This is a genomic window from Pseudomonas alloputida (assembly GCF_021283545.2).
Lineage (GTDB): Bacteria > Pseudomonadota > Gammaproteobacteria > Pseudomonadales > Pseudomonadaceae > Aquipseudomonas > Aquipseudomonas alloputida.
In genome coordinates this window covers 3298774-3320278 of the sequence record NZ_CP128540.1, presented here as the reverse complement: position 1 = coordinate 3320278, position 21505 = coordinate 3298774, and the positions used below count along the sequence as shown (strand labels likewise).

Below are 21505 nucleotides of genomic sequence, written 5' to 3'. Positions count from 1 at the left end.
GACGGCAAAACCTCCGGGTACTGGTCAGGCCAGGCGATAGGCGAAATCGCCATCGCTGCCCAGCTCGATCGCAAGGTGCTGGATCGGCGCGTCCTGGGCCATGCGCTCGAGCACGCGCTGGGCGAGTTCGGGCATCAGGGTCTGGGACAGGATGTTGTCGATGTTGCGTGCGCCGCTGTCGACCTCGGTGCAGCGCGCGGCGATGGCCTTGACCAGCGCCTGGTCATAGCTGAGCTCGGCCTGGTGGTTGCGGGCGAAGCGCTTGGCGATGCGTTCGAGCTTGAGGGCGACGATGCGCTCGAGGATCTGGTCCTGCACCGGGTAGAACGGCACGATGCTCAGGCGACCGAGGAAGGCCGGCTTGAACACATGGTTGAGCTGGTCGCGCAGGTCTTCGACGATCGCCTCGGGCGTCGGCAGCTCGGTGGCGTTCAGGCAGGTCTGCATGATGCGCTCGGTGCCGGTGTTGGAGGTGAGGATGATCACCGTGTTGCGGAAGTTGATCTCGCGGCCTTCGCCATCGTCCAGCACGCCCTTGTCGAACACCTGGAAGAACAGTTCGAGCACGTCGGGGTGGGCTTTTTCCACCTCGTCGAGCAACACCACGCTGTACGGCTTGCGGCGCACCGCCTCGGTCAGTACGCCGCCTTCGCCGTAGCCGACATAGCCGGGTGGCGAGCCCTTGAGGCTCGACACGGTGTGGGCTTCCTGGTACTCGGACATGTTGATGGTGATCAGGTTGCGCTCGCCGCCGTACAAGGTGTCGGCCAGGGCCAGGGCGGTTTCGGTCTTGCCGACGCCGCTGGGGCCGAGCAGCAGGAACACGCCAATCGGTTTGTTCGGGTCTTCCATGCGCGCTCGGGAAATCTTGATGCGCTTGCCGATCTCATGCAGGGCGTGGTCCTGGCCCAGCACGCGCTCACCAAGCAGGGCCGGCAGGCGCTGCACGGTATCGATTTCGTCACGCAGCATCTTGCCCAGCGGGATGCCGGTCCAGCCACTGATGACCTGGGCGATGGCGCCGCTGTCGACCAGCGCGTGGACCAGTGGCTGGTCGCCTTGCACGCGCGCCAGCTCGGCACGCAGGGTATTGAGCTGCTGGGCGTCGGCATCGTTGGCGGCGTCCAGCGCCTTGAGCTGTTCGACCAGTTCCAGCTCCTGCTGCCACTGGGCATTGAGCTGCTGTTCCTGCTGCTGCTCGGCCTGCAGGGCAGCCTGCAGCGATTCCAGGCGGCGGGCATGGTCGTGCCCCTTGCCGGCTTCGTGGCCGAGCACGTCGATTTCCGCCTGCAGGTTGTCGATCTGCCGGCGGCAGTCTTCCAGTGCGCCGGGCAGCGAAGATTGCGCCAGGGCAATGCGCGCGCAGGCCGTGTCGAGCACGCTGACCGCCTTGTCGGGCAGCTGGCGGCCGGTGATGTAGCGGTTGGACAGGCGTACCGCCTGCACCAGCGCTTCGTCCATCACCGCCACCTTGTGGTGCTCGCGCATCTTGCCGAGCAGGCCGCGCAGCATGTGAATGGCCTTGTCTTCGTCGGGCTCTTCCACTTTGACCACCTGGAAGCGGCGGGCGAGGGCGGCGTCCTTCTCGAAGTACTTCTTGTATTCGGCCCAGGTAGTGGCAGCGATGGTGCGCAACTCGCCACGGGCCAGGGCCGGCTTGAGCAGGTTGGCGGCATCGTTCTGCCCGGCCTGGCCGCCGGAGCCGATCAGGGTGTGGGCTTCGTCGATGAACAGGATGATCGGGTGCAGGCTGCGCTTGACCTCTTCGATCACAGCCTTGAGGCGGTTCTCGAACTCGCCCTTGACCCCGGCGCCGGCCTGTAACAGGCCCAGGTCGAGGGTGTGCAGGGCAACGTCCTTGAGCACCGCCGGCACGTCACCCTGGGCGATGCGCAGCGCCAGGCCTTCGACCACGGCGGTTTTGCCGACCCCGGCTTCGCCCGTGAGGATCGGGTTGTTCTGCCGGCGGCGGGTGAGGATGTCGACCATCTGCCGTACTTCGAACTCACGGCCCAGCACCGGGTCGATGCGGCCTTCGCGGGCGCTTTGGGTAAGGTTGACCGTGTACTGGTCCAGCGCCGGGGTCTTGCCGCTGGCCTTGCTCGACGTGCTCACTGGCGCCGCTGGGCTGGCCAGCGGGCTGGCCTGCCTGGACTCGGCGCTACCCTCCACCAGCGCGGCAAGGTTCAGGCGCAGGTCATCGGCGTTGATTTTTTCCAGCTCCGGTGCCGAGGCGATCACCACGCGACGCAGTTCAGCATCGTCAAGCAGAGCCTGCAGCAGGTGAGCGCTGCGCACCTGGCCTACGCCGTATTCGATCGAGGCCAGCAACCAGGCTTGCTCGATCATGCGGGTAATGTGCGGCGACAGCGCCGGGGTGCGGGTATTACCTTTCTTGAAGGTGCCCAGGGCGGTGACCAGCTGCGCTTGCAGGCGTTCGGCGACGACCTGGTAGTGGCGCAGGATCGGCGCCAGGTCGCTGTCGTTGTTGTCGAGCAACTGCAGCAGCAGGTGCTCCACTTCCACCTCGTAATGGTGCTCCGACAGGCACAGGGCCGCCGCGCTTTCGGTGGCCGTGCGGCTGGTTTCGTTGAGCTTGGCGAACAGAGACTTCAGGTTCACAAGGCGACCCCATCGTAAGGAATGTGGAAGACGGCGCAACGCGAAGGCTCCGCGTCACGACCAGGGCGTTTGAGCCAACCCAGCCAGCCCAGGGCGACATTGCCGCTGCGGCCCAGTTGGGCGCGTGGTACCGCCTCGCGCTTGAGGCGCGGGGCAATTTCGAAATCCAGTTCGGCACCTATATAGAAGCGCACCAACTCGACCAGCTTGCGGTAGCAGGCGGTGCCCGGCTGGAAGCGCTGGTAGTCGGCCAGGCTGAGCGGGCCCAGCTCGATGCGGATGCACGACTGGTAGTCCCAGACCCGGTTGCCGGCGACGGCGCTGTGGCCGAGCTGGGCATTGCGGCGGCCGAGCTGGGTGCATTGTTCGGGCTGCAGGTGCAGCCAGCGCCCGGCGAACGGCTGTACCTTGATCGGCAGCGAGAAGTAGAAGCCGAGCATGCGTTCAAGGTTCAGCGCATTGCGCGGCTTCTGGCTGAGCAGGCCGGCAAAATAGCTGAACAGCTCACGACGCAATGCTGACGGTTGCTCTTCGAACTTCAGCTTCTGGGCGCGCGGCCCGAGGCCAACCAGGTTGAGCAGGTAGCCATCGAAGCCCGAGGTGCCATTGCGCTCGTGCTCGATGTGGAATTTGTATTTTTGCCAGGCCTCGTAGAACAACGTGGTCATGCGGTGCGAGAAGATGTCGAGAAACGCATGGGCGGCATCGTCGCGATACTGCACGTGGCGCTCGAGCAGCAGCTCGGTGTACGGGCGTGGCAGCACGCCCGACGGCCCGACCAGGCCCATGAAGGTGACCTGCACTTCCGACAGCGGCAAGCCGGCCGGCGACACCTTGCCTTCGCGCTCGAAGTGCAGGTCGCTGACCTCGCTGGCCGGGAACGCCAGCGACAGCTGGGTACGAAAACGCAGCGGGTCTTCGTGCGGCCGGGTTGCCAGGTCCATGCGCCCGGTGCGGCTGTAGTGCAGGCGGAGCAGGCGCACCAATTGAAAGAATTCGAATCGGTGCGGCTCGGCTCGGGCCTGATCGATCAGACCAGGGGCTGATCGCCGGTGCGTGCTGGCCATTGTACGACTCTCTTTTCTCGTTGTTGGGTGCGCAGGGTCAGTTGGGTGAAACTGTTCATCGAGCAGTACTGGCCGAAGAAGTGGTCCAGCACCCTGCCGAACAGAAACACGCCGCTGCCGATGAACTGGCTTTCGTCCAGGGTCAGGGTGATGCCGACGCCGCGCACGAAATTTGGCCGCGGGTGGCCGATGCGCGCGACCACCGGCTCGCTGCTGATCGCCTTGATGCCGTTGATCTGTTTGCGAATGGCGGAGACATTGCGGTAGTTGTACAGCGACAACAGCTCCAGCAGCACTTCGCGGCCCTGGCTGACCAGCGACAGATGGTTCAGCGACAGGTGGGCGATCAACCGCCAGATCAGGCCCTTGCCCAAGGGCACACGCACCGTGGCGGTGGGCTTGCGCAGGCAGCGGATATCCTTGATCACCGAGTTGGCGGGAATGGTGAAATCGCCCCGTTCGCCACCGAACGGCAGCATCAGCGGCACGTCGCGGTTGCTGCAGGTAAGGCCGATACTGAGGGTGTCGCTGCTGGCGTCGATCAGTTCCAGATCGCGGTCGACCACGCGGATGCTCATGGCAGTGGCGTCACCCTGGTTTCGCCGGCGCGCAACCCAGAAGCTGCTGTGTGGGTCTTGCTCGCCCCGGGGTTCGAAAAACGGCTGGCAGGTGGCGACCTGGTCGATACCGCCGAGTTTGCGCACCCGCCGTACCCGGTCGATCGATACCACTTCTGCAGCGTTGTGCAGCCGTGTGTCAGGGGTGACCTGGTATTCGTGCTGGGTGTGGGTCAGCTTGATTGGCTCGGCCTGCTGGCGGAACAGGTTGATGATCGGCGTGCAGTTGAGCTTGAAGTTGTTGCGCCCGATGTTCTGGGTCAGCCGCGCCAGGCGCTCGCTGAGGTCGTAGTCGGAGAAATAGAAGTTGACCTCTACCTGCTCGATGGCCTTGCCCTGCAGGATGCGGGCAAATCCACTGAGGTCGAAGAACATGAACTTGTCAGGGAAGGTGAAATACTCGTGCAGCAGGCGGTAGCCCAGGAATGAGCGTTCGGAGTAATCCACCAGGCCTTCGTCACGGGCATAGCCCACGGTTTTCAGGGCATCGGCCGGCAGCGCCACCTCGCGGCTGCGGCCCTGGTCGTCGAAGCTCAGCGTGGCCTTGGCGAGGTTGTTGAACAGCAGTTCGTACAGCTGCAGCATCAGGGTCGCTTCGCCGTCGAGGAAGAACCGCAGGCGGTTCATGTCCATCTGCCCGAACAGGGCATCGCCAGTGGCTGCCAGGCGGATGCGCAGACGAGCGACCAGGTCGGCGCTGTGCCCGTTGAAGGCCGAGCGTTCCATTTCTGTGAACGAGGCCTGCTGCACGGCAATCGGCCACAGCTCTACCGGGTAGCAGGTGCGGAACTTGCACACCACGCCTTCCACGGGATTGGCATGCATCTCGGTATGGCGCGCGACGCGGTAGGCTTCGGTGACTTTTTCGTGCCTGCCCAGGCTCAGTTCGACAATCGACATCGACGGAGTAGGGCGCAGGTAGTGGGGGTACAGTACCTCGAGGAAGGATTCGACGATTTCCGGAAACTCGTCATCGAGCTTCTTGTGCACCCGCGCAGACAGGAACGAGAACGCCTCGATCAGGCGCTCGGTGTGCGGGTCTTCGCAGTTGTCGCCCTCGATCAGCAACCGCGAAGCGATCTTCGGGTACTGCGCAGCAAACTCTTGGCCGAGAAAGCGCAGGTGCGACAGTTCCTTTTCGTAGTAGGGCAGCAGTTCGTCGAGCATCAGTTGAGGTTCTGCACTTTGTATTCCTGGGTGTTGACCTGCAGCACGGCGTCGAATGACACCTGGCGGCTGATGTCCTGCAGACGCAACACGGCGTCCACGCGGAAGGTCAACATGCGGTGGCCGTTCTGCTGGGCCAACAGCTGAACACGGACCCGGCGAAAGCGCCGGTCTCCGGTGCTGATCGCCCGCTCCAGCTGTTGCTGGATCAGGCGACGATCGTGCGGGTCGAGCACGCTGCGGCTGATGAAGTCCGGCATGCCGTATTCAAGGATGGAACCACCGAGCTGGCTGAAACCGTCGAGCTCTTCGGCGACCAGGGACTGGCGGGTGTTCACCAGGACTTCGAGGTCGCGGACGATGCTGGCCTTGTACTCGGCCAGCGAGCAGGTGCGCTGCGCTGCGGGCTCGGCCGACTGGTAGGGACGATCGTCCAGCAGTCGGTCGAGCAGCGAGGGCAGCAGGCGGGCCTGGTTACTCATGTGTCATCCCTGTACACAACGGCCTTTCAGCCGCGCGCGCCCTGTGGCAGCTCGGCAACCAGCCGCAGCGAGGCGGTCAGCTCATCCAGCTGGTAGTGCGGGCGCAAGTAGGTCACGGCCTTGTACACGCCTGGCTTGCCGGGCACTTCGAACACCTCGGCGCGGGCTTCGCGCAGCGGGAACTTGGCCTTGGCCTCCTGGCTGGCGGTATCGTCGAGCAGCACGTAGCTGGCCAGCCACTGGTTGAGGAAGCGCTCGACATCCATGCGCGAGGCGAAGCTGCCGATCTTGTCGCGCATGATCGCCTTCATGTAGTGGGCGATGCGCGAAGTGGCGAAGATGTATTGCAGCTGGGCCGACAGGCGTGCGTTGGCGTTGGCGATGTCGGTGTTGTACTGCTTCTGTTTCTGCGCCGACTGGGTGCCGAAGAACGCGGCATAGTCGGTGCCCTTGCAGTGCACCAGGGGGATGAAGCCCAGGTCCGACAGCTCTTTTTCGCGGCGATCGGTGATGGCGATTTCGGTCGGGCACTTGAGGGCGATTTCGCCGTCGTCGGTCTTGAAGGTATGGGTCGGCAGGCCTTCGACCAGGCCGCCACCTTCCACGCCGCGGATGGCCACGCACCAGCCGTAGCGGGCGAAGGCATCGGTGACCCGGGTGCCGAGGGCGTAGGCGGCGTTCATCCACAGGTACTTGTTGTGGTCGCGGCCATCGACGCTTTCGACGAAGTTGAATTCTTCCACCGGGGTGGTATCCGGTCCATACGGCAGGCGACCGAGCACGTGGGGCAGGGTGAGGCCGACGTAACGCGAGTCTTCCGAGGCGCGGAACGACTTCCACTTGGCGTATTCCACGGTGTCGAAGATCTTCGCCAGGTCACGCGGGCCGGACATCTCGGTGAACGAGTCCCAGCCGAACAGCTCGGACGAAGCGGCCGAGATGAACGGCGCGTGCGCCGCCGCCGCGACGTGCGAGATCTCTTCGAGCAGGTACATGTCTTCAGGGTTGCGGTTGAACTCGTAGTCACCGATCAACATGCCGAAAGGCGCGCCACCGAAGGTGCCGTACTCTTCTTCGTAGACCTTCTTGAACAGTGCGCTCTGGTCAAATTCGCTGGCGGCCTTCAGGTCGCGTACCAGGTCTTTCTTCGAGGCATTGAGCAGGTGGATCTTCAGCGTGGTGCTGGTCTCGGTCTGGTCTACCTGGTATTTCAGGCCGCGCCAGGAGGCTTCCAACTGCTGAAACTCGCGGGCGTGCATGATCTCGTTCATCTGCTCGGAGAGCATCGCGTCGATCTCGGCGATGCGCGAATCGAGCACGGCGATCAGGTCCTTGCTCGGGGTCATCTCACCCTCGAGCACCTGGTTCACCAGTTCGCCAATCAGGTCGCGGGTGCGGTTGCGCTCGGTGTCGGAGCGGGCCACGCGGCTTTGCGAAATGATGCTGTCGAGCAGCGAGGGCTGTGGTGCGAAGTTTTCCACTTCGACCAGGTCGCCGGCCTGTTGCGGTGCGGTTTGCTTGTCGGTCATGTTCGGGCTCCTGCTCAGGCGCGATCGTCGCTGGACGGGTCTTTCACTTCGGCTTCACGGCCGAATTCCTTGCCCAAGGTCTTGAGCTTTTCGGTGTTCTGCAGCACGTCCATCAGCAGCTCTTCGAGCTTGTCGTTGCCGCCCATCTTGTTGCGCAGGTCGGCCAGCTTGTTGCGCACTTCCAGCAGCTTGCGCAGCGGCTCGACCTGCTTGACCACGTTCTGTGGCTCGAAGTCTTCGAGGCTGTTGAAGTTCAGCTCCACGCCCAACTGGGTACCGTTCTTGGCCAGGGTGTTGTCGACGCGGTAGGTCAGGCGTGGCTTGATGCCCTTGAGCACACCGTTGAAGTTGTCGCGATCGATGTACACGAACTTGCGGTCCTTGAGCTTGGGCAGCGGCTCCGGCGGGTTGCCGGAGAAGTCACCCAGTACGCCGACGACGAAGGGCAGCTCCTTTTTCTCGATGGCATCGCCGATGTCCACGTCGTAGGTGATATGGACCCGAGGCGCGCGAACGCGGTCGAGTTTGTGCTGAGTGCTTTCCTTCTTCGCCATCGTGTTCTCCAGTGCGAGCAATTCGCTGCGAATCATTGCGCGGCCCGGTGCCGGGCGCTGCGCGTTACAGTCCTTCGATCGTCAGCAGCAGGCGCTGACGGATTTCGCCGTTCATTTCCAGGATGTTGTCGCGGCCTACCAGTTCTTCGAAGCTGGTGTTGCCGGCAATCTGCGTGCTGCTGCGGATGACCGAGTCGTCGGGAAGTTCCGAGCGCACCGGCGAGCTGATGACGCAGAACGGCAGGTCGCCAAAGCCCTTCAGGCGCTCGAAGCTCAGGCCGTAGCGCAGGCCCTCGAACAGCCGCCCAAGGCCAGGCGACTTGCTCAGGCAGTAGAACAGCACCAGGTAGTGCACCACGAAGCGGTACAGCTCGGCGCTGCTGCGGTTGGGGTCTTTGATGACATTGCGAAACCGCGCCAGGTCGAAGGCGTGGAAGCCCACCACCCAGCGGGTCGGGCTGGTGATGCGGATGACCTGGCCGCTGTGTTCCAGGGTCTTGTCGTATTCCAGCGGGAACAGTTCGGGGGTGGTGCTGATCAGGTTCAGCGGTACTTCCAGCTCGGTGACCAGCTGGAACGGCGCGGCCGAGCCGATACGTTCGTAGAGTTCGACCAGGGCCTGGAAGTGGCCCTGGGTTTCGCGCCCGCTGCTGCGCTGTGCGCCTTGCAGGTATTCGCCAAACAGGGTTTGCGGACGGATCAGCGGTGCCACGGTGGCAAGGTAATCCGCCGCCTGCGCCTTCAGCGCATCGGAGATCGCCCGCGTTTGGCTACGCAGCTTGATCAGTGCTTCGACATCGAATGTCTGTGTCATTGGTGCATCGTCCATGTGCCTGCTTGATCGTCCTGAAACGCCGGTGGCGTGGACTTGAAAAATCGCCTTTCGGCTGCAGCGAATTTGAGTGCTGGCATATGAATATTGTGTTGCCAGCAATGCCGAGTAGGGCACCTCGCTGCGGAAGAAGTTCCGGCGAGGGGGGGGATTTTTTCCCCGTTTTGTGACGCTGCGCAATAATGGCGCTGTGATATTGACAGAGTGTCTTGGGCGCAGGAGATGGGGGCTCAAGCCCTAAAGACTGGGTACGAAAGGGGCTGGAAAGCGATGAAAATCGTTGGCAAAAGTTTTTTTCAAAAAGTGAATCAGTTCTCATTTTGTGCGCCGGCCGCCTGTGCGTTGCGGGATGGGGGCGCGTGTCAGGATGATGGCAATGCGACGAGTTTCGTCGCGCCCGGCGGGGTAACTGTATTGTTCAAAACCTGATAGCTAGCGCGATGCTCGTAGGAGCGGGTTTACCCGCGAATAGGCCGGACCTGCCGGCCAATATCCTTGATCATTCACCGTCGCAGCCGCCACCGCATTCGCGGGCAAGCCCGCTCCTACATCGACCGGTGGTGTCGCCACGTTGTAGGAGCTGGTTTACCCGCGAATAGGCCGGACCTGCCGGCCACTATCCCTGGTCATTCACCGTCACAGCCGCCACCGCATTCGCGGGCAGCCTGCCCGCGAACACCGGCGCAGCCGGTTTCATCCAACTCAACGACCATCGACCTGTACGCAAACGTCTCTGCCATCGATTGCCTTGCATGGCCAATTGTCGTTGATGTAATGATCCGGCTTGAAGCACACCCGTTCATCGTTGACCCAGAACATCTGCAAACCGGAGCCCGAGATCCTGAGCTTCGGGCACGACCAGTAGTCCTTTGCCGAAAGCGTGGCTGTGGTCAGCGCAATCATTGTCGGAGCAACGATAACCATCAGCACAACTGTCAGTTGCAGCGAGCGTAGCTGGAACCCATGCAGCCAAGAGGTTTTTGGTGGGTCAAACTTTCGACCGGTCCATGCGGCGATCAGGCTGGCAACGATCAGGCAAGGCCCCAGGGGAATGAATGCAATCATGAAGAAAGCTTTGAGTGGTGTTTCCACGACCGGCGCATTACGGTAGATCCGGCCGTAGAGGGGCACGATATCTGTCCATAAGGCGTACACCGCCAGTGCTCCCATGGCGAGCATGGACAGCATCAGACCGATGGCCGTAAGCCGGAAAAGAATAGGGGACCTTACGTAGAGTTCGGGATGGTCTTTCATGTGTGCCTGAGCATTCCCTGGCTGCCGCGGATCAAACCGGCATGGCTGAACAACAGGTTCAGCACGTTATCACAGGACCAGGCACTGGACCTTTGCCGATACCATGGTGCGCTGGTACCGGCAGGGTGAAAACCGCGTCAACGGCCGTTGCTTCGACATCGGCAATGTCACCCGCGCAGCCTTGGAAGGCTGAGAGGCCCAGGGGGCCTGAAGTTCGATTACGCCACCTACACTGATGCCTTGGTCCGCTGGTACCGGCGCGGGGAAAACAGTGCCAACGGTCGTTGTTTCGATATCGGCAATGCCACGCGCAATGCCCTTGAAGGCTGGCTGCGCGAGGGTATTACCTGGCAAGGCAACTATGACCCCTCGACGGCTGGCAATGGCTCCATCATCCGCCTTGCGCCTACGGCAATCTTCCGCCGGCACTCGCTGTCGGCAAGCTGGTGGGAAAGCGTCACGCAAAGCAGCGTGACCCAAAACGCCGACGAGGCAGTGAACTGCTGTCAGCTGTTTGCGGCACAGCTGCATCTGGCGCTCAATGGTGCAGACAAGGAGGAGGCCCTGGCCCCAGCGGTGCGTTCGTTGCGGCCTCGCCCGATGATCATCAATGCGGGCGAGTACAAGCAAAAGAGCCGCGAACAGATCCGCTCCTCCGGCTACGTCATCGATACCTTGGAAGCGGCACTGTGGGCCGTATGGAACACCGACAACTTCAAGGACGCGATCCTCCTGGCCGCCAACCTTGCCGATGATGCCGACAGTGTCGCGGCAACCGCCGGCCAGTTGGCGGGTGCGCTGTCCGGCATGCCGCCGGAGTGGGTGGAGAAGGTTGCGTGGTCGCAACATATCCAGGAACTGGCAGCCAAGCTCTTCGATCTCTCGCCGCAGCATGATGAACTGGACGCATTGCTTTATGGCCAGCCTTGACGGTTCGGGCAGAAACTGTGAAGTACGCCACGAATCGAAACCAGAGGAACGCTTCGCGACACGTACCTGAGGCAGGAGCCGTATGCGGTAGTTCCGCACGTACGGATCTGTGCGGGGGGCTGCGAATCTTCTGCTTGAGTGTTTCGGTGTTCATGGTCAGTCCTGATTGGGGTAAGGGACTGCACCACTTCACCGCAGCGTGAGATGGCACCACTCATTTGTTGGTAGGGTCAAACGGTCATGCAGTGTCGGATTTCGTCAGCATTTATCTATGTGGCACTAGATGGCCGTGCCCCGATTTTTTCCGGTTTGATGATTAATAATTCATCAAGTTGTCTTTTGCGGCATTTTATCACGAAAGCCAGCGCCGCATCAGGGTCATCCATTAAGGCATCAAATGTAGCTGGAGCAATGGCGTAATACTCTTCGTAGTCAACCATGCCGTTGCTGACGGGGAACGAAACGTAATACTGGCCAGCGTCTTCTTCGATGCCGATTGAGTACATGTGTTGACGACTGATGAAAAGATCTTTGAATTTCATAGGGGGCCTTCAAAAAAGGGGAGCGGTATTGAACCTCTTGGCGGCAATACTCGCCGCGTCTATGACGACTTCACTGTTGCCGTGAGGTAGCTTGCCACCAGGGATCCAGAATTCGTTAGCACCGGCTTCATTTCCCGATGGAATCCGTAAATTCAACTGCTTCGGATCAGGGATGTCTACCGGGACCAGTGCATTGGTATCAAGGAAATTCTCAGGCTAGCCAAGGGCTTGCTCCAACGCGCGCTTGTCACCTGCTGTCTTGGCAAGTAGTTCGGTTGCTTCGTGGCCTAGCATGATGAACGACGTACCATCTTTCTGTGCGATGCCGTATTTCTCAAGGTTGGTCTGGGTCATGAAGCGTGAGGCGCCATTTTGGAATTGGGCCAAATGTTGCGCGACATAATCTGGAGCTGGATAGGTGGTGGGGGGCGGGCCTTTCGCCTTTGGCGATCGCAAGAATATCCTCTTCGGTGAATCCACGTTATGAAACATTTTTCTCCGCCAGTGGAGCTGATGCGTCAGGTAGCGAGACAGTTCGAGTGGGAGCTGTCGGGCATGGGCTCTGATCGATACCTCAAGAACCTTCTGTGACGGGCCATTCGGCGATTGCCGGGTCGCCTCCGGGCGCCAGTGAGGAAGATGAAGGATGGCGATATGACATTGCCTTGCAGGGCGGTATTGCCCCGTTTTCCTAGGCCTGTAGTGAGTTGACAGGGCAGCTTTTGCCGGTGTTTCCTTTGGGCCTTTCTGCCTGGCTGGCATTCTGGAATGTGAACCCTGTCGCATTTATTTCAATGCATGATGGCACTTTCCTTTCTGCAGGCAGTCGCATGTTTCCGCAAGCACGTGCGTTATGCGCGCATGCAGAATACGCCCGAAAGATCAGGGTTGCAGCTGAGCATCGCAAGCGCGTGCTGGCCGTGTTTTCAAGGAGATTTCGCATGATCATGGACTTGGCCTCCGCGCTGCTGTCGCCGCAGAACCGCCGCCTGTTCAAGTTTCACAACCTGGCCAACCCCGAGCAGGAGCTGCTGCTGGAAACCTTCAAGGGCACCGAAGCCCTGTCGTGGGCGTTCAACTACGAACTGCTGCTGGTCTGCGAAGACTCCGGCGTGCCGCTCATGATGGGCTAGCAAGTCAGCATCGAAATCCAACTGGCCAAAGGCCGCTCGCGCTACATCGCATATGTTGGACAGCATAGCGCCTAGCCCAGAGCATCCTTGAGTGATGACGCAACCGGTTGGGGGACTGACTTGGGCGATTATCTGATTGGGAAAGATTGAATTAAATGTTTACGACCGAACGGTTTTTTGCGCGAATTTGGGCCTTCTGGTTTTTAACGCTTATGATTTCAGTGTTGACACTTGGGGTGGCGCCGAAGATTGTTTTTGTGCCCATGGCTGTATCGTCTTTTGTTACATTTTGCTGGTGCGTGAAATGCGCCTATCGTTCGGAAAGATTTGCTGATTTTGCGTCCTTACGTCTCTGTTTCAGCTAGACTGCCGTGCCGCTTTTTGCCTTTGTCCTGTCAATGGCGATAACGTACAAACAATCAAAAATGGGAGGCGTAGCGGCGCTTGCGATCAGCGCCGTGCCGCTCATTCTTACTGCGTTGGCTTTCGCATTGGCCTATGGGCATCGAAGCAAGGCGAGTTCATTCCTGTTACGCGGTGAGCGGGTAGAAGTATTCGAACCCGAGCAGGCCAATTCGTGGGTTGTGGGCGGGCTTGGTGCAGGGTTGAGTAGTCTGCTGTATCCGACGATAAAGAACTATAATAGTTCTATGGCCGTGGTGCTGTGTGTGATGGTTTTCATTTCGCTGTATTTGGTCTTCTATAATCGCACCAATATCGCTTCGTTAAGGGCGTTAAAAGAACGCGAGCGTCGTGAGGCGCGTCAATACACATTTCTTGAGATCGAATATGTGCGTGCGTTACGTGACGCTTCATGGTTGGCTCGGGTTTTTGCACTCAAGAGCCGAAAATAAGCGATATTAGACGCCAGTTATCCAGGAAGTGTGATGTTGACTTGCCGTCTCGACTCGCGAATCTTCCAGGGTAAGACGGTACAAGACCTAGTTGGCGAGGTATTTGCAGGTTTTGGCAGCTTGGCAAAGTGCGATTTCCACCTGAACAAATCGTTGAAACCTTATAGCTACTGCAATCCGGAAAGATCGCCGTTCGTACCTTTGACTATAGTCAGTCGCGCAATTTCTTTCCGGTGATCATGCAGAGGCTCAATGAACAGGGGGATGTAATCGGCAGACTTATAGCCCTGTGACTTGAAGAAGTTGGCAGCAGTATCCTGGTTGCCTCGTATATTGGTGTCCTGCCAAGTTGCCCGTTCGAGCAAACTTCTTGTATGTGCTCCATCTTTTTCTAATCGTGATTTTTATTTTTGGCTTGGAATTTCTTAAAGGAACTCCACTCCTCTCCATCAATCAATGCCATGTAAAATTCTGCAAATAACTGACTGAGATTACGATCGTCCTGTAAGTTGGTCTCCGGTAAGTAGCGGTAACCAGGTATGTCTCTAGATTCCATGGGGGCATGAATTTTTCCATTTTCAGCTTTTAATAAGAGGCCGCGTAGGGTGTTGAGCATCAGCTTCGCATCGGAATTTTGATCTTCGAGAGCCTCAAGTTTTTCACGAAGCGCTGTAGCGGTAGCCTTCAGTGTGTGCGTGTTCATTGTCTATCCTAGTTATCAATAGTGCCTATGAGCTTGGTGGCCGACCACTCATTACGGTTAGGGGTAAGATATTGAAGTGCGCCACCCGCCCTGTCAATGTTACCTCCAGATTCGGTGGTAGTCGCAGTTTGCGGCACGTAGCTTTTGCAGATATAGCCCACCATCAGGGCTGTCGAGATACTCATTAATCTGTTTGTTGCTAAGGCCTCGGGTGCAAAAGTCTCTGCATGTTTTAGTTGTTGATCGTGCGCTACAAAGTCAGGGTCCTGTTTCGCATGAAGTTCTCGCAAGCGCTTCGGCTCGACCTGGCTGATGGGAGATGGTCCTTTAAGGAAACTCCGAACAAGTTGCTCATCAGTCGGAAATGGGCGGCTTTGGGATGCCGAAAAGCCCGATTTTCAGTCGCTGATTATTGGATAATCAAGGCAAAGCCTTGGTATCTGGACTCACGGGCGCACCTCTCCCCGCACTCGCGCACTGCCCGCCGCATCCGCTTCAACGCTTGCGCACTGACTCCCGGAAGGAAGCTGGTAAAAAGCTTGTTCTGCTGGCCGATTGCCTTCCTGGGTCTAAAAGTGAAACCAAGGAAGGTAAAGCTCACATGCGGATACCCTGCGCGTCGATTGCTGTCCTTGCAGTACACGATTTTCGATTTCTCGGGATGCATCGTGAGGCCACAAACCGCTAGACGTGAAGCGATTGAACGCATCACGTGTTCTGCTTGCCTCTGGCTACGACAATGCACTACCGCATCATCGGCATACCGGGCAAAAGGACAGTTTGGGCTATTTCGTTGCATCCATGCGTCAAAGGCGTAATGAACTCATGAAAAGATGGCAAGGCTGCCCGCCCATCATCCCTGGGAGGGTTTCTCCCCCATGCGCGCCTTGAGCTTGTGCAGGGTAGGGGCTCGCCCCCGGACAGCTCGATACGAAACTCGGCGAAGGCGTGCTCGAGATCGGCATACTGCTGCAGCCCTTCTTCGGTGAACAGCTAGCTTCCGGGGATGTCACGCCATTCCATCGGGGTGCGGATCCGCTGCTGCTTTGCCGCGTTCAAAAAGAGCGTCAGCTCTACACTCAACTTCATGGCGGCCGGGTCGTGTGACTTCAGCCGGTCAATGATGACACGCAGCGCTATCGATTTTTGCCGGAGTGCGTAAATGTCCATCGTGGCTCAGTCTGCTGGGTGTAGGGTTTATAGCTTTCGTCAGTGACTGCGCCTGATGTTCAGTGGCTGGCCTGATCGAACGTCGGCAATCAATCGGGCAGTTGAACTTTGAGGCCACGAGCCGACTGGATGGCTACGTAATAGGCGTCTTTCAGTGCTCTGGCCAACTCGGGGTCATTTTCTTCGAAATCTTTCGAGGCAATGGCACCGATACTGAGTTGGTGGAGTTTCGATTTATCTTGCTCACGCCCTTCGAACACGGCTTTCACATAGTCAAGTTGGTTTAGTAGCATCCCATAAATGGGGTAAGCGGGACAGGCCTTGTTCCGCTGCGCGGTAATGTCGATAGCCTTCTGTACATAGCCGAGGGGGGTTGTGGGTTTCATAATGCACCTGGTGTTATCAGTTTGAAGAGCTCGCGTTGGGCAGAGGTCATCTGCCGAGCACCGCCAATGGCGTTATAGGGTTGGGAAGGAACGGACCAGGTATCCAGTACCGGTGCCGAGGTACTCCTCAGCAGCGTGACCTTCTCAGTGCTCTGATAGACGTTCACGATCTTGGGCACGATGGTTTCCGTTTTGAAGATCTGGCCAAGCGGGTTGATCCCCAGTTGCCCTGGCACCACGTCAGGGGTAGGAGAGTACCACATGCCTTGCCGGCCGCCGGGCACCTGGAATTGCCAAAGTGTCTTGCCCCGGTTGATTGTTTCCGTGAAGACTGGTTGAGTGAAGTCCAAGCCGTTCATGTAGCCTTCGTAGTCGGCAGGCTTATAGCCCTGTGACTTGAAGAAGTTTACAGCAGTTTCCTGGTTGCCTCGTATGTTGATGTCCTGTGCCAAGTTACCCGTTCGAGCGAACTTCTTGTTCAGGTGCTCCCTACGGGAAACTTCCGTTAAGCCTGGCTTATCCGGTGCCTGAGCAATGGGTGGTCGATCGGGTAGTGGTCGCAATGGCTCCGGTTGCGCTTGTGCACGAGAGATCGGTGTGGCCTCTTTGGGCTGCAACTCCGGCTGCGCCAACAGTTTCTGCTCATTCTTCGCCAACCAGGCCGCCAGCTGCTTGTTGGAGATCTCGGCCTGCAGCCGAGCGCTCCGGGCGGCAATGCTTTCCATGCTGCTCATGACGCCGGCCTTCATCTGCCCCCGAGTAAGGTAGGTGACGATGGCTGTCAGTAACAGCAGCACCAACTGCTCCTGCCCGCGAGCAAGCTGGCGTGCAGCGCGCTCGACACGCTCCTGGGCCTGCGCCGCGGAACCGCCGCTCGGGTCCAGGCCAGCGGGCTTGAGGCCATCCTCGGCGAACCAGGCCGTGGCCATGCCTTGCTGAAGGGTCGACAGGCAGGCCGGCAGGCCCTGATAAAAATACTCGGCGATGGCGGACAGCCCCAGGCCCATGAGGATCAGGTTGCCGACCTGCAGGCCAATGCCGGCGCCGGCCACCGCGCCTGGCCACCACACTATTCGCCCTGTCGAACCTGAGGATGGCTCGAAAACAGCTGATGGGTATGGGTGAACTGCGCGCTTAAAAGGGAAATCTGGGCGAAAAGCCTCTGAAAACATGACGCATTGAGCGCTTTTTCGATAGATAGCTCTGCGTGATGGGGAAATATCAACTCACCGTCTCCGCGCGGCAAGTTGACGGAGCATCCCAAGGTGACACGAGATGGAAGAGCTGACTTACGACAGCTATTGATGGCCTGATTCGAGGAATGTTTCAAGGCTCGCGGGTTTATTAACTCAGTTGTTTTCTGTGTAGCTGTCAGGGGTGAGGCTGAAGCCCGGATGGCTTACGCAAATCAGCGGGGTGGGGGCGGCGAGCAGCCTGAATTCGATGGGGGTTGGAGTGAAATGGCTCATTTGAGCCATTTAAATTGTTTGATGATTTCTGTATTTGTCATGACTACCTTACAAGTAGCGACGTGGGTGTGGATATTAGAATTACTGGCGCCCGTCAACCTGGATGCAGGCATTTTTATCACTCATGTGCTTGCAAGGCCAGCCGTCACGGGTATAGGAATCAGACTTGAAACAATACCGCTCATCATTGATCCAGCACACCTGCCAGGCAGATCCTGAAGTCAACAGCTTCTGGCAGGGTGTGTACCCCTTCGCCCACAAGCCCAGCGTCACAAGTATCCCAAGCGTAGGCGCTATGTAGAACATTGACCACAGTGTCCTGTGAACGTTCTTGGTAATTCTGGTGTATGGGCAAAAGATGGCGCAATGCCATCTCATTCATGACGGCTAATGCTAAGATGAGCGATATTCATAGTTGACAGAGTTGCGCATTCCAGTGTTTCCTGCGCCCTCTACACTCGGCCGGCAAATCCATTTGTGATCTGGTTGGCATATTCAGGTGTTGTTGGGAACTTTGCTTGCCTGCATAGGTCGCAGCGCCTGAGACGTGGGCCGACACTGCGCAGGTCGCGCAAGCAGGATTTTTGACAAGGCGTGAACAGAATCGTGAACAGAATCTATCCCTGTACCGCAGCCGACCCCATGGGCCTCGGCGGGCAAGACGGCCTTCTCGGGCAGGGTGACCTGCCGTGGCCAAGTGTTGTAGCAGCCAGAACCTACGCCAAGATGGATGTAGGTGGCCTTTATTCGGCTGATGACATGAGTGCCGCCGAGTTTCTCGTTGCTGAACTACAGTCGTCCGAAACGCAGTTGAGTGCTGACGAAGCCGAAGAATACGCGCAGTTACTTTATAGCCTGATTGCAAAAATGGAAAAATCGGGGCGTTTTGCCGCGGATGAACTGCTGGCCATCAAGGAGAAGGCCGAGAAGATTCCAGTCGTAGGGGCACTATTATTTTCAACTGCAAATTTACCCGGCACGCTTGCCAACGTTGCTGCGCTAGGCCATGCCGCATCCAAAGCCACCAAAGTTGAAAACCTGCTGAACATGACGGATGCCACGCGCGGCAAGCTGAAGAAGTGGGCAGCGTCACGTGGCAAACCCGGCAGTGTATCTGCCGCCAGGGCCATGAAAGGGCGCCTGAAACTGGTGCGCATGGGCGGAAACCTCTACTTCGAAATACCCGCCAATAGCCAGGCAAGTTTGTACAGGCTGCCCGGTCGGGGCAGTAACCTGCATGTGGCTGCTTTTAATACCGCCAAGGCGATGCGTGCAACTGCCCATATTGACTCGGCCGGGTACAGCAGCCGTGGCGTAGGCAAAGTACTGACGGGGGCCAAATTAGGCGGCGCATTGGCGTTCGGCCCCCAGGCTTACCTAGATGCGACGGAGGCAAAAAGCGTCTCGGAGTTCTTCCAGAAGTCAGCTTACACCCAGCCGACCAATGCATTGGCCTTTGGTGTCGGTGTATTGGTCGGCGGGCTGACAGGGCCGGCTATAGTCGTGATTGCCTTGTCTTTGGGTGCGGGCTTGGCAGTTCAGTTTGTCATGAGTGACGATTTTTCGGGGCTGGGCACTACCCTGGGTAATTTCTTGACGGGGAAGGATTAAATGTTTACCACAGAACGTTTTTTTAAAAAAATCTGGTCGGTGTGGCTGCTGGTCGTGATATTGGCCCTGATGATGACCGGAGTGGCGCCGCCATTCATGGCGGTGCCGGCGATCCTGATCATTATCGTTATGACGCTGTGGTGCATCAATTGTGCTTACCGCAGTGAGCACTTTGTAAGTTTCGCGAATTTGCGCATGTTCTTCAATATGTCGGTTGCACCAATGTTCGCATCGCTGCTGACACTGGGTGTTACCTACAAAAAAATGAAGTTGGGAGCGGCGACTTCTTTGATGTTAGGGCTCGCGCCCGTCGTGCTGGTGTTGTTGACCTATGCAATGGCTTATTACTGGCGCAGTAAAAGTGATATTCTCCATTTTAAAGGGCAGCGCGTGGAATCCATCGAGCCGCCACAGAAAGTTCAGTGGTGGCAGGCGGGTTTGGCGGCGGGCTTGAGCAGCGTGATCTATCCGCTGATGAAAAGCCATGACGTGCCGGCCACCGGGTTGATCTACTTCTTTGCGCTAATGTCCGTGTTCATGGTGTTTTACAATCGTGACAAGATCAGTGCACTCAGAGACCTGAAAGTGCGCGAAGCGAAGGAAAACCGTCAATACACATTCATGGATATTGAAACTATTCAGAGCATGCGTGCTGCCTCGTGGTTGGGCAGGCTTTTCGCCGTACGGGCGCGCTGATGTTCACCGCTACAGGGAGTAAATTATGCTAACTGACGTTCTTTCCATGCTCGCGCCGCAAAACAGGCGATTGTTCAAGCTGAATATCCTGACACAAACAGCCAACGATGAGTTTTTGCTGGAGCACTTTTCCGGCACTGAAGAGCTTTCCAAACTCTATGAATTCGATCTGGCCTTGCTCAGCCAACAGAGCGATGTAAAGCTCAAGTCACTGATTGGCAGCCAGGCCACGGTAGAAATAGAGTTATCCAACGGCTCTTTCCGCCACATTAACGGCTATGTTCAGCGGTTTAGCACCCAAGGCAGCGACGGCGGCTATGTGCGTTATGCAGCCGTGCTAGGGCCGTGGCTGTGGATGCTGACTTGCCGTTTCGATACACGCATTTTTCAAGAAAAATCGGTCCAGGCTGTTGTCAGTGAAGTGTTCGCCGGATTTGGCACGCTGGCCAAGTACGAATTTCGTGTAAGCAAGCCGCTCAAATCGCACAGCTACATTACCCAGTACCGCGAGAGCGATTTCAACTTTGTGCAGCGCTTGCTTGAGAGCGAAGGGCTTTTCTACTACTTCGAGCACACGGCCGACTCCCACCTGATGGTCATCACCGATGACTCCAGCACCTTGTTGCCGCTGCCCGAACAGCCGCAGATTCGCTACCACTCCGCGTCGGTTACCGAAACCGCTGATTCCATTACTCAGTGGCAGTCAACGCGGCAGCTGCAATCCGGTCAAATTGCCGTTCGCACGTTCGACTATCGCCAACCGCGCAACTTCCTACCTGTGACCATGCAAAGCTTGAATCAACAGGGCGATGTGGACAGGTTCGAGATTTATGATTTCCCGGGCCAGTACACCCATGGCAGCTACGAAGATGGCGAAGCCATCGTACGCAACCGTATCGAAGCGCTCGAGTTGATGGGCAAGACCTTCTACGGCGAGAGCAATTGCCGGGCCATGAAGCCGGGTTACACTTTTGAGTTGACCCAGCATTATCTGCACGACACCGGTGCCGCCGAGAACCGTAAGTTTTTGTTGCTGAGCGTGGAGCATCGCGGCAGCAACAACTACATGACGGGCGACCAGGCCGGTTACGTCAACCGATTCGTGTGCGTGCGTAAAAAAATCGCATACCGCCCGCAGTTGAACACCCGCAAGCCTTTGATCAACGGCCCGCAGACCGCCATCGTTGTCGGCCCCCCAGGCGAGGAAATCTTCACCGACGAACTGGGCCGGGTAAAGCTTCAGTTTCACTGGGATCGCCAGGGGCAGTTCAACGATCAAAGCTCCTGCTGGGTACGTGTCGCCCAGTCCGGTGCCAGCGGTGGCTTCGGCAGCATCCAGATTCCGCGCGTAGGCGACGAAGTGGTGGTGGTGTTCCTGGACGGCAACCCGGACCGGCCGCTGATCATGGGCAGCCTGTACAACAGCACCAACACCCCGCCATGGTCGCTGCCGGCGAACAAGACCCAGAGTGGGTTCCTGACGCGGTCGATGAAGGGCGACGGCGGTACCGCCAACTTCTTCCGCTTCGAGGACAAGGCCGGCGCCGAGCAGATCATCATGCATGCCGAGCGCAACATGGATACCGAGATCGAGCTGGATGAGACCCACGATGTGGGGAATAACCGCTCGATTACTGTTGGTGGTACGCATACCGAAACGGTCAAGAAAGACACCGTGGTGCAGGTGACCGAGGGTTCCTACACCCTGCAGGTCGACAACCAGTTCATCCAGGTGGCCGCCAAGCAGCACATCATCCTGCAGGTGGGCGACAGCAGCATCACGCTGACCCCGGAAGGCATCGAGATCAAAGGCAAGGTCATCGTGACCACCAGTACCGACACCACCCAGATCACTGGCGCCGCAGTGCGGATCAACGACTGAGGCAA

General features: G+C 58.4%; 19 protein-coding genes and 5 pseudogenes. 8 read left to right on the top strand and 16 right to left on the bottom strand.

Features of this window, described 5'->3' with window-relative positions; translation table 11 throughout:
• Window positions 1–24 precede the first annotated feature (24 nt).
• From tssH to LU682_RS15135, 8 genes are all read right to left on the bottom strand, one after another.
• Complete coding sequence (gene tssH, locus LU682_RS15170) at window positions 25–2622, bottom strand: type VI secretion system ATPase TssH (RefSeq protein WP_049586082.1); 2598 nt, start codon at window positions 2620–2622, stop codon at window positions 25–27.
• Window positions 2619–3689, bottom strand: a complete 1071-nt coding sequence (tssG, locus tag LU682_RS15165) for a type VI secretion system baseplate subunit TssG (protein WP_003248350.1) — start codon at window positions 3687–3689, stop codon at window positions 2619–2621. The genes tssH and tssG overlap by 4 nt, the downstream gene beginning before the upstream one ends.
• Window positions 3653–5473, bottom strand: a complete 1821-nt coding sequence (gene tssF, locus LU682_RS15160) for a type VI secretion system baseplate subunit TssF (protein ID WP_010953993.1) — start codon at window positions 5471–5473, stop codon at window positions 3653–3655. The genes tssG and tssF overlap by 37 nt, the downstream gene beginning before the upstream one ends.
• Window positions 5473–5955: a type VI secretion system baseplate subunit TssE gene (gene tssE, locus LU682_RS15155; RefSeq protein ID WP_003248355.1), complete on the bottom strand. Its 483-nt coding sequence runs from the start codon at window positions 5953–5955 to the stop codon at window positions 5473–5475. Before tssE ends, tssF begins: the two co-directional genes overlap by 1 nt.
• 26 nt (window positions 5956–5981) lie before the next feature.
• On the bottom strand, window positions 5982–7484 hold the full coding sequence (gene tssC / locus LU682_RS15150; protein WP_003248356.1) for a type VI secretion system contractile sheath large subunit: 1503 nt from the start codon (window positions 7482–7484) through the stop codon (window positions 5982–5984).
• A 14-nt stretch (window positions 7485–7498) separates the two neighbouring features.
• Window positions 7499–8038, bottom strand: a complete 540-nt coding sequence (gene tssB / locus LU682_RS15145; protein ID WP_049586301.1) for a type VI secretion system contractile sheath small subunit — start codon at window positions 8036–8038, stop codon at window positions 7499–7501.
• A gap of 64 nt (window positions 8039–8102) precedes the next feature.
• Entirely contained in the window at window positions 8103–8852 is a 750-nt protein-coding gene (locus tag LU682_RS15140; RefSeq protein ID WP_049586080.1) for a hypothetical protein, read from the bottom strand.
• Between the two features lie 720 nt (window positions 8853–9572).
• Window positions 9573–10124 (bottom strand): hypothetical protein, encoded by a 552-nt coding sequence (locus tag LU682_RS15135; RefSeq protein ID WP_232914891.1) that lies wholly within the window; start codon window positions 10122–10124, stop codon window positions 9573–9575.
• A 210-nt stretch (window positions 10125–10334) separates the two neighbouring features.
• On the opposite strand from LU682_RS15135, the pseudogene LU682_RS15125 reads away from it, so the two are divergent.
• Window positions 10335–11054 (top strand): annotated as a pseudogene (locus tag LU682_RS15125) (ADP-ribosylglycohydrolase family protein); the annotation flags it as partial.
• Between the two features lie 279 nt (window positions 11055–11333).
• On the opposite strand, the pseudogene LU682_RS15120 reads toward LU682_RS15125, so the two are convergent.
• Window positions 11334–11596 (bottom strand): annotated as a pseudogene (locus LU682_RS15120) (hypothetical protein).
• A gap of 216 nt (window positions 11597–11812) precedes the next feature.
• Window positions 11813–11950: a hypothetical protein gene (locus LU682_RS15115; protein ID WP_232014074.1), complete on the bottom strand. Its 138-nt coding sequence runs from the start codon at window positions 11948–11950 to the stop codon at window positions 11813–11815.
• A 587-nt stretch (window positions 11951–12537) separates the two neighbouring features.
• Between LU682_RS15115 and LU682_RS15110 the strand changes: the two are divergent.
• The 3 genes and pseudogenes from LU682_RS15110 to LU682_RS29850 form a co-directional block, all read left to right on the top strand.
• A pseudogene (locus LU682_RS15110) lies at window positions 12538–12726 on the top strand (type VI secretion system tip protein VgrG); the annotation flags it as partial.
• Window positions 12727–13100: 374 nt separating this feature from the next.
• A complete protein-coding gene (locus LU682_RS15105; RefSeq protein WP_232856722.1) occupies window positions 13101–13583 on the top strand; it encodes a hypothetical protein in 483 nt (160 codons plus the stop codon).
• 33 nt (window positions 13584–13616) lie between these two features.
• Complete coding sequence (locus LU682_RS29850; RefSeq protein ID WP_061405647.1) at window positions 13617–13820, top strand: contractile injection system protein, VgrG/Pvc8 family; 204 nt, start codon at window positions 13617–13619, stop codon at window positions 13818–13820.
• Here LU682_RS29850 and LU682_RS15100 read toward each other — a convergent pair.
• The 6 genes and pseudogenes from LU682_RS15100 to LU682_RS15075 all read right to left on the bottom strand — a co-directional run bounded on the left by LU682_RS15100 (window position 13751) and on the right by LU682_RS15075 (window position 17014).
• Window positions 13751–13948: a polymorphic toxin type 46 domain-containing protein gene (locus LU682_RS15100; RefSeq protein WP_003248382.1), complete on the bottom strand. Its 198-nt coding sequence runs from the start codon at window positions 13946–13948 to the stop codon at window positions 13751–13753. The two genes, LU682_RS29850 and LU682_RS15100, sit on opposite strands and share 70 nt — an antisense overlap.
• A gap of 26 nt (window positions 13949–13974) precedes the next feature.
• The gene (locus tag LU682_RS15095; protein ID WP_049586073.1) at window positions 13975–14286 is read right to left on the bottom strand and encodes a hypothetical protein; all 312 of its coding nucleotides are present in this window, start codon (window positions 14284–14286) and stop codon (window positions 13975–13977) included.
• 472 nt (window positions 14287–14758) lie between these two features.
• Window positions 14759–15109, bottom strand: a pseudogene (locus LU682_RS15090) (reverse transcriptase domain-containing protein); the annotation flags it as partial.
• A 30-nt stretch (window positions 15110–15139) separates the two neighbouring features.
• Window positions 15140–15456 (bottom strand): annotated as a pseudogene (locus LU682_RS30020) (hypothetical protein).
• Between the two features lie 89 nt (window positions 15457–15545).
• On the bottom strand, window positions 15546–15842 hold the full coding sequence (locus tag LU682_RS15080) for an immunity protein Tsi6 family protein (protein ID WP_010953996.1): 297 nt from the start codon (window positions 15840–15842) through the stop codon (window positions 15546–15548).
• Window positions 15839–17014: a polymorphic toxin type 46 domain-containing protein gene (locus tag LU682_RS15075; RefSeq protein WP_010953997.1), complete on the bottom strand. Its 1176-nt coding sequence runs from the start codon at window positions 17012–17014 to the stop codon at window positions 15839–15841. The genes LU682_RS15080 and LU682_RS15075 overlap by 4 nt, the downstream gene beginning before the upstream one ends.
• 222 nt (window positions 17015–17236) lie before the next feature.
• On the opposite strand from LU682_RS15075, the gene LU682_RS15070 reads away from it, so the two are divergent.
• The 4 genes from LU682_RS15070 (at window position 17237) to LU682_RS15055 (ending at window position 21500) form a co-directional block, all read left to right on the top strand.
• Window positions 17237–17530 carry a hypothetical protein gene (locus LU682_RS15070; protein ID WP_154070659.1) on the top strand — a complete coding sequence of 98 codons (294 nt, stop codon included), beginning with the start codon at window positions 17237–17239 and terminating at the stop codon, window positions 17528–17530.
• A gap of 375 nt (window positions 17531–17905) precedes the next feature.
• Complete coding sequence (locus LU682_RS15065; RefSeq protein ID WP_003248396.1) at window positions 17906–18922, top strand: hypothetical protein; 1017 nt, start codon at window positions 17906–17908, stop codon at window positions 18920–18922.
• On the top strand, window positions 18923–19618 hold the full coding sequence (locus LU682_RS15060; RefSeq protein WP_010953998.1) for an MFS transporter: 696 nt from the start codon (window positions 18923–18925) through the stop codon (window positions 19616–19618).
• 25 nt (window positions 19619–19643) lie between these two features.
• Window positions 19644–21500 (top strand): type VI secretion system tip protein TssI/VgrG, encoded by a 1857-nt coding sequence (locus LU682_RS15055; protein WP_010953999.1) that lies wholly within the window; start codon window positions 19644–19646, stop codon window positions 21498–21500.
• Window positions 21501–21505 lie beyond the last annotated feature (5 nt).

What these genes read in the sequence shown, in the direction of transcription:
- LU682_RS15055 (WP_010953999.1), top strand. Translation starts at nt 19,644, where the DNA reads ATGCTAACTGACGTTCTTTCCATGCTCGCGCCGCAAAACAGGCGATTG.
- LU682_RS15075 (WP_010953997.1), bottom strand. Translation starts at nt 17,014, where the DNA reads ATGTTTTCAGAGGCTTTTCGCCCAGATTTCCCTTTTAAGCGCGCAGTT.
- LU682_RS15140 (WP_049586080.1), bottom strand. Translation starts at nt 8,852, where the DNA reads ATGACACAGACATTCGATGTCGAAGCACTGATCAAGCTGCGTAGCCAA.
- tssB (WP_049586301.1), bottom strand. Translation starts at nt 8,038, where the DNA reads ATGGCGAAGAAGGAAAGCACTCAGCACAAACTCGACCGCGTTCGCGCG.
- tssF (WP_010953993.1), bottom strand. Translation starts at nt 5,473, where the DNA reads ATGCTCGACGAACTGCTGCCCTACTACGAAAAGGAACTGTCGCACCTG.
- LU682_RS15080 (WP_010953996.1), bottom strand. Translation starts at nt 15,842, where the DNA reads ATGAAACCCACAACCCCCCTCGGCTATGTACAGAAGGCTATCGACATT.
- tssC (WP_003248356.1), bottom strand. Translation starts at nt 7,484, where the DNA reads ATGACCGACAAGCAAACCGCACCGCAACAGGCCGGCGACCTGGTCGAA.
- LU682_RS15095 (WP_049586073.1), bottom strand. Translation starts at nt 14,286, where the DNA reads ATGAACACGCACACACTGAAGGCTACCGCTACAGCGCTTCGTGAAAAA.
- LU682_RS15060 (WP_010953998.1), top strand. Translation starts at nt 18,923, where the DNA reads ATGTTTACCACAGAACGTTTTTTTAAAAAAATCTGGTCGGTGTGGCTG.
- LU682_RS29850 (WP_061405647.1), top strand. Translation starts at nt 13,617, where the DNA reads ATGTTGACTTGCCGTCTCGACTCGCGAATCTTCCAGGGTAAGACGGTA.
- LU682_RS15070 (WP_154070659.1), top strand. Translation starts at nt 17,237, where the DNA reads ATGGCTTACGCAAATCAGCGGGGTGGGGGCGGCGAGCAGCCTGAATTC.
- LU682_RS15135 (WP_232914891.1), bottom strand. Translation starts at nt 10,124, where the DNA reads ATGAAAGACCATCCCGAACTCTACGTAAGGTCCCCTATTCTTTTCCGG.
- LU682_RS15115 (WP_232014074.1), bottom strand. Translation starts at nt 11,950, where the DNA reads ATGACCCAGACCAACCTTGAGAAATACGGCATCGCACAGAAAGATGGT.
- tssE (WP_003248355.1), bottom strand. Translation starts at nt 5,955, where the DNA reads ATGAGTAACCAGGCCCGCCTGCTGCCCTCGCTGCTCGACCGACTGCTG.
- tssG (WP_003248350.1), bottom strand. Translation starts at nt 3,689, where the DNA reads ATGGCCAGCACGCACCGGCGATCAGCCCCTGGTCTGATCGATCAGGCC.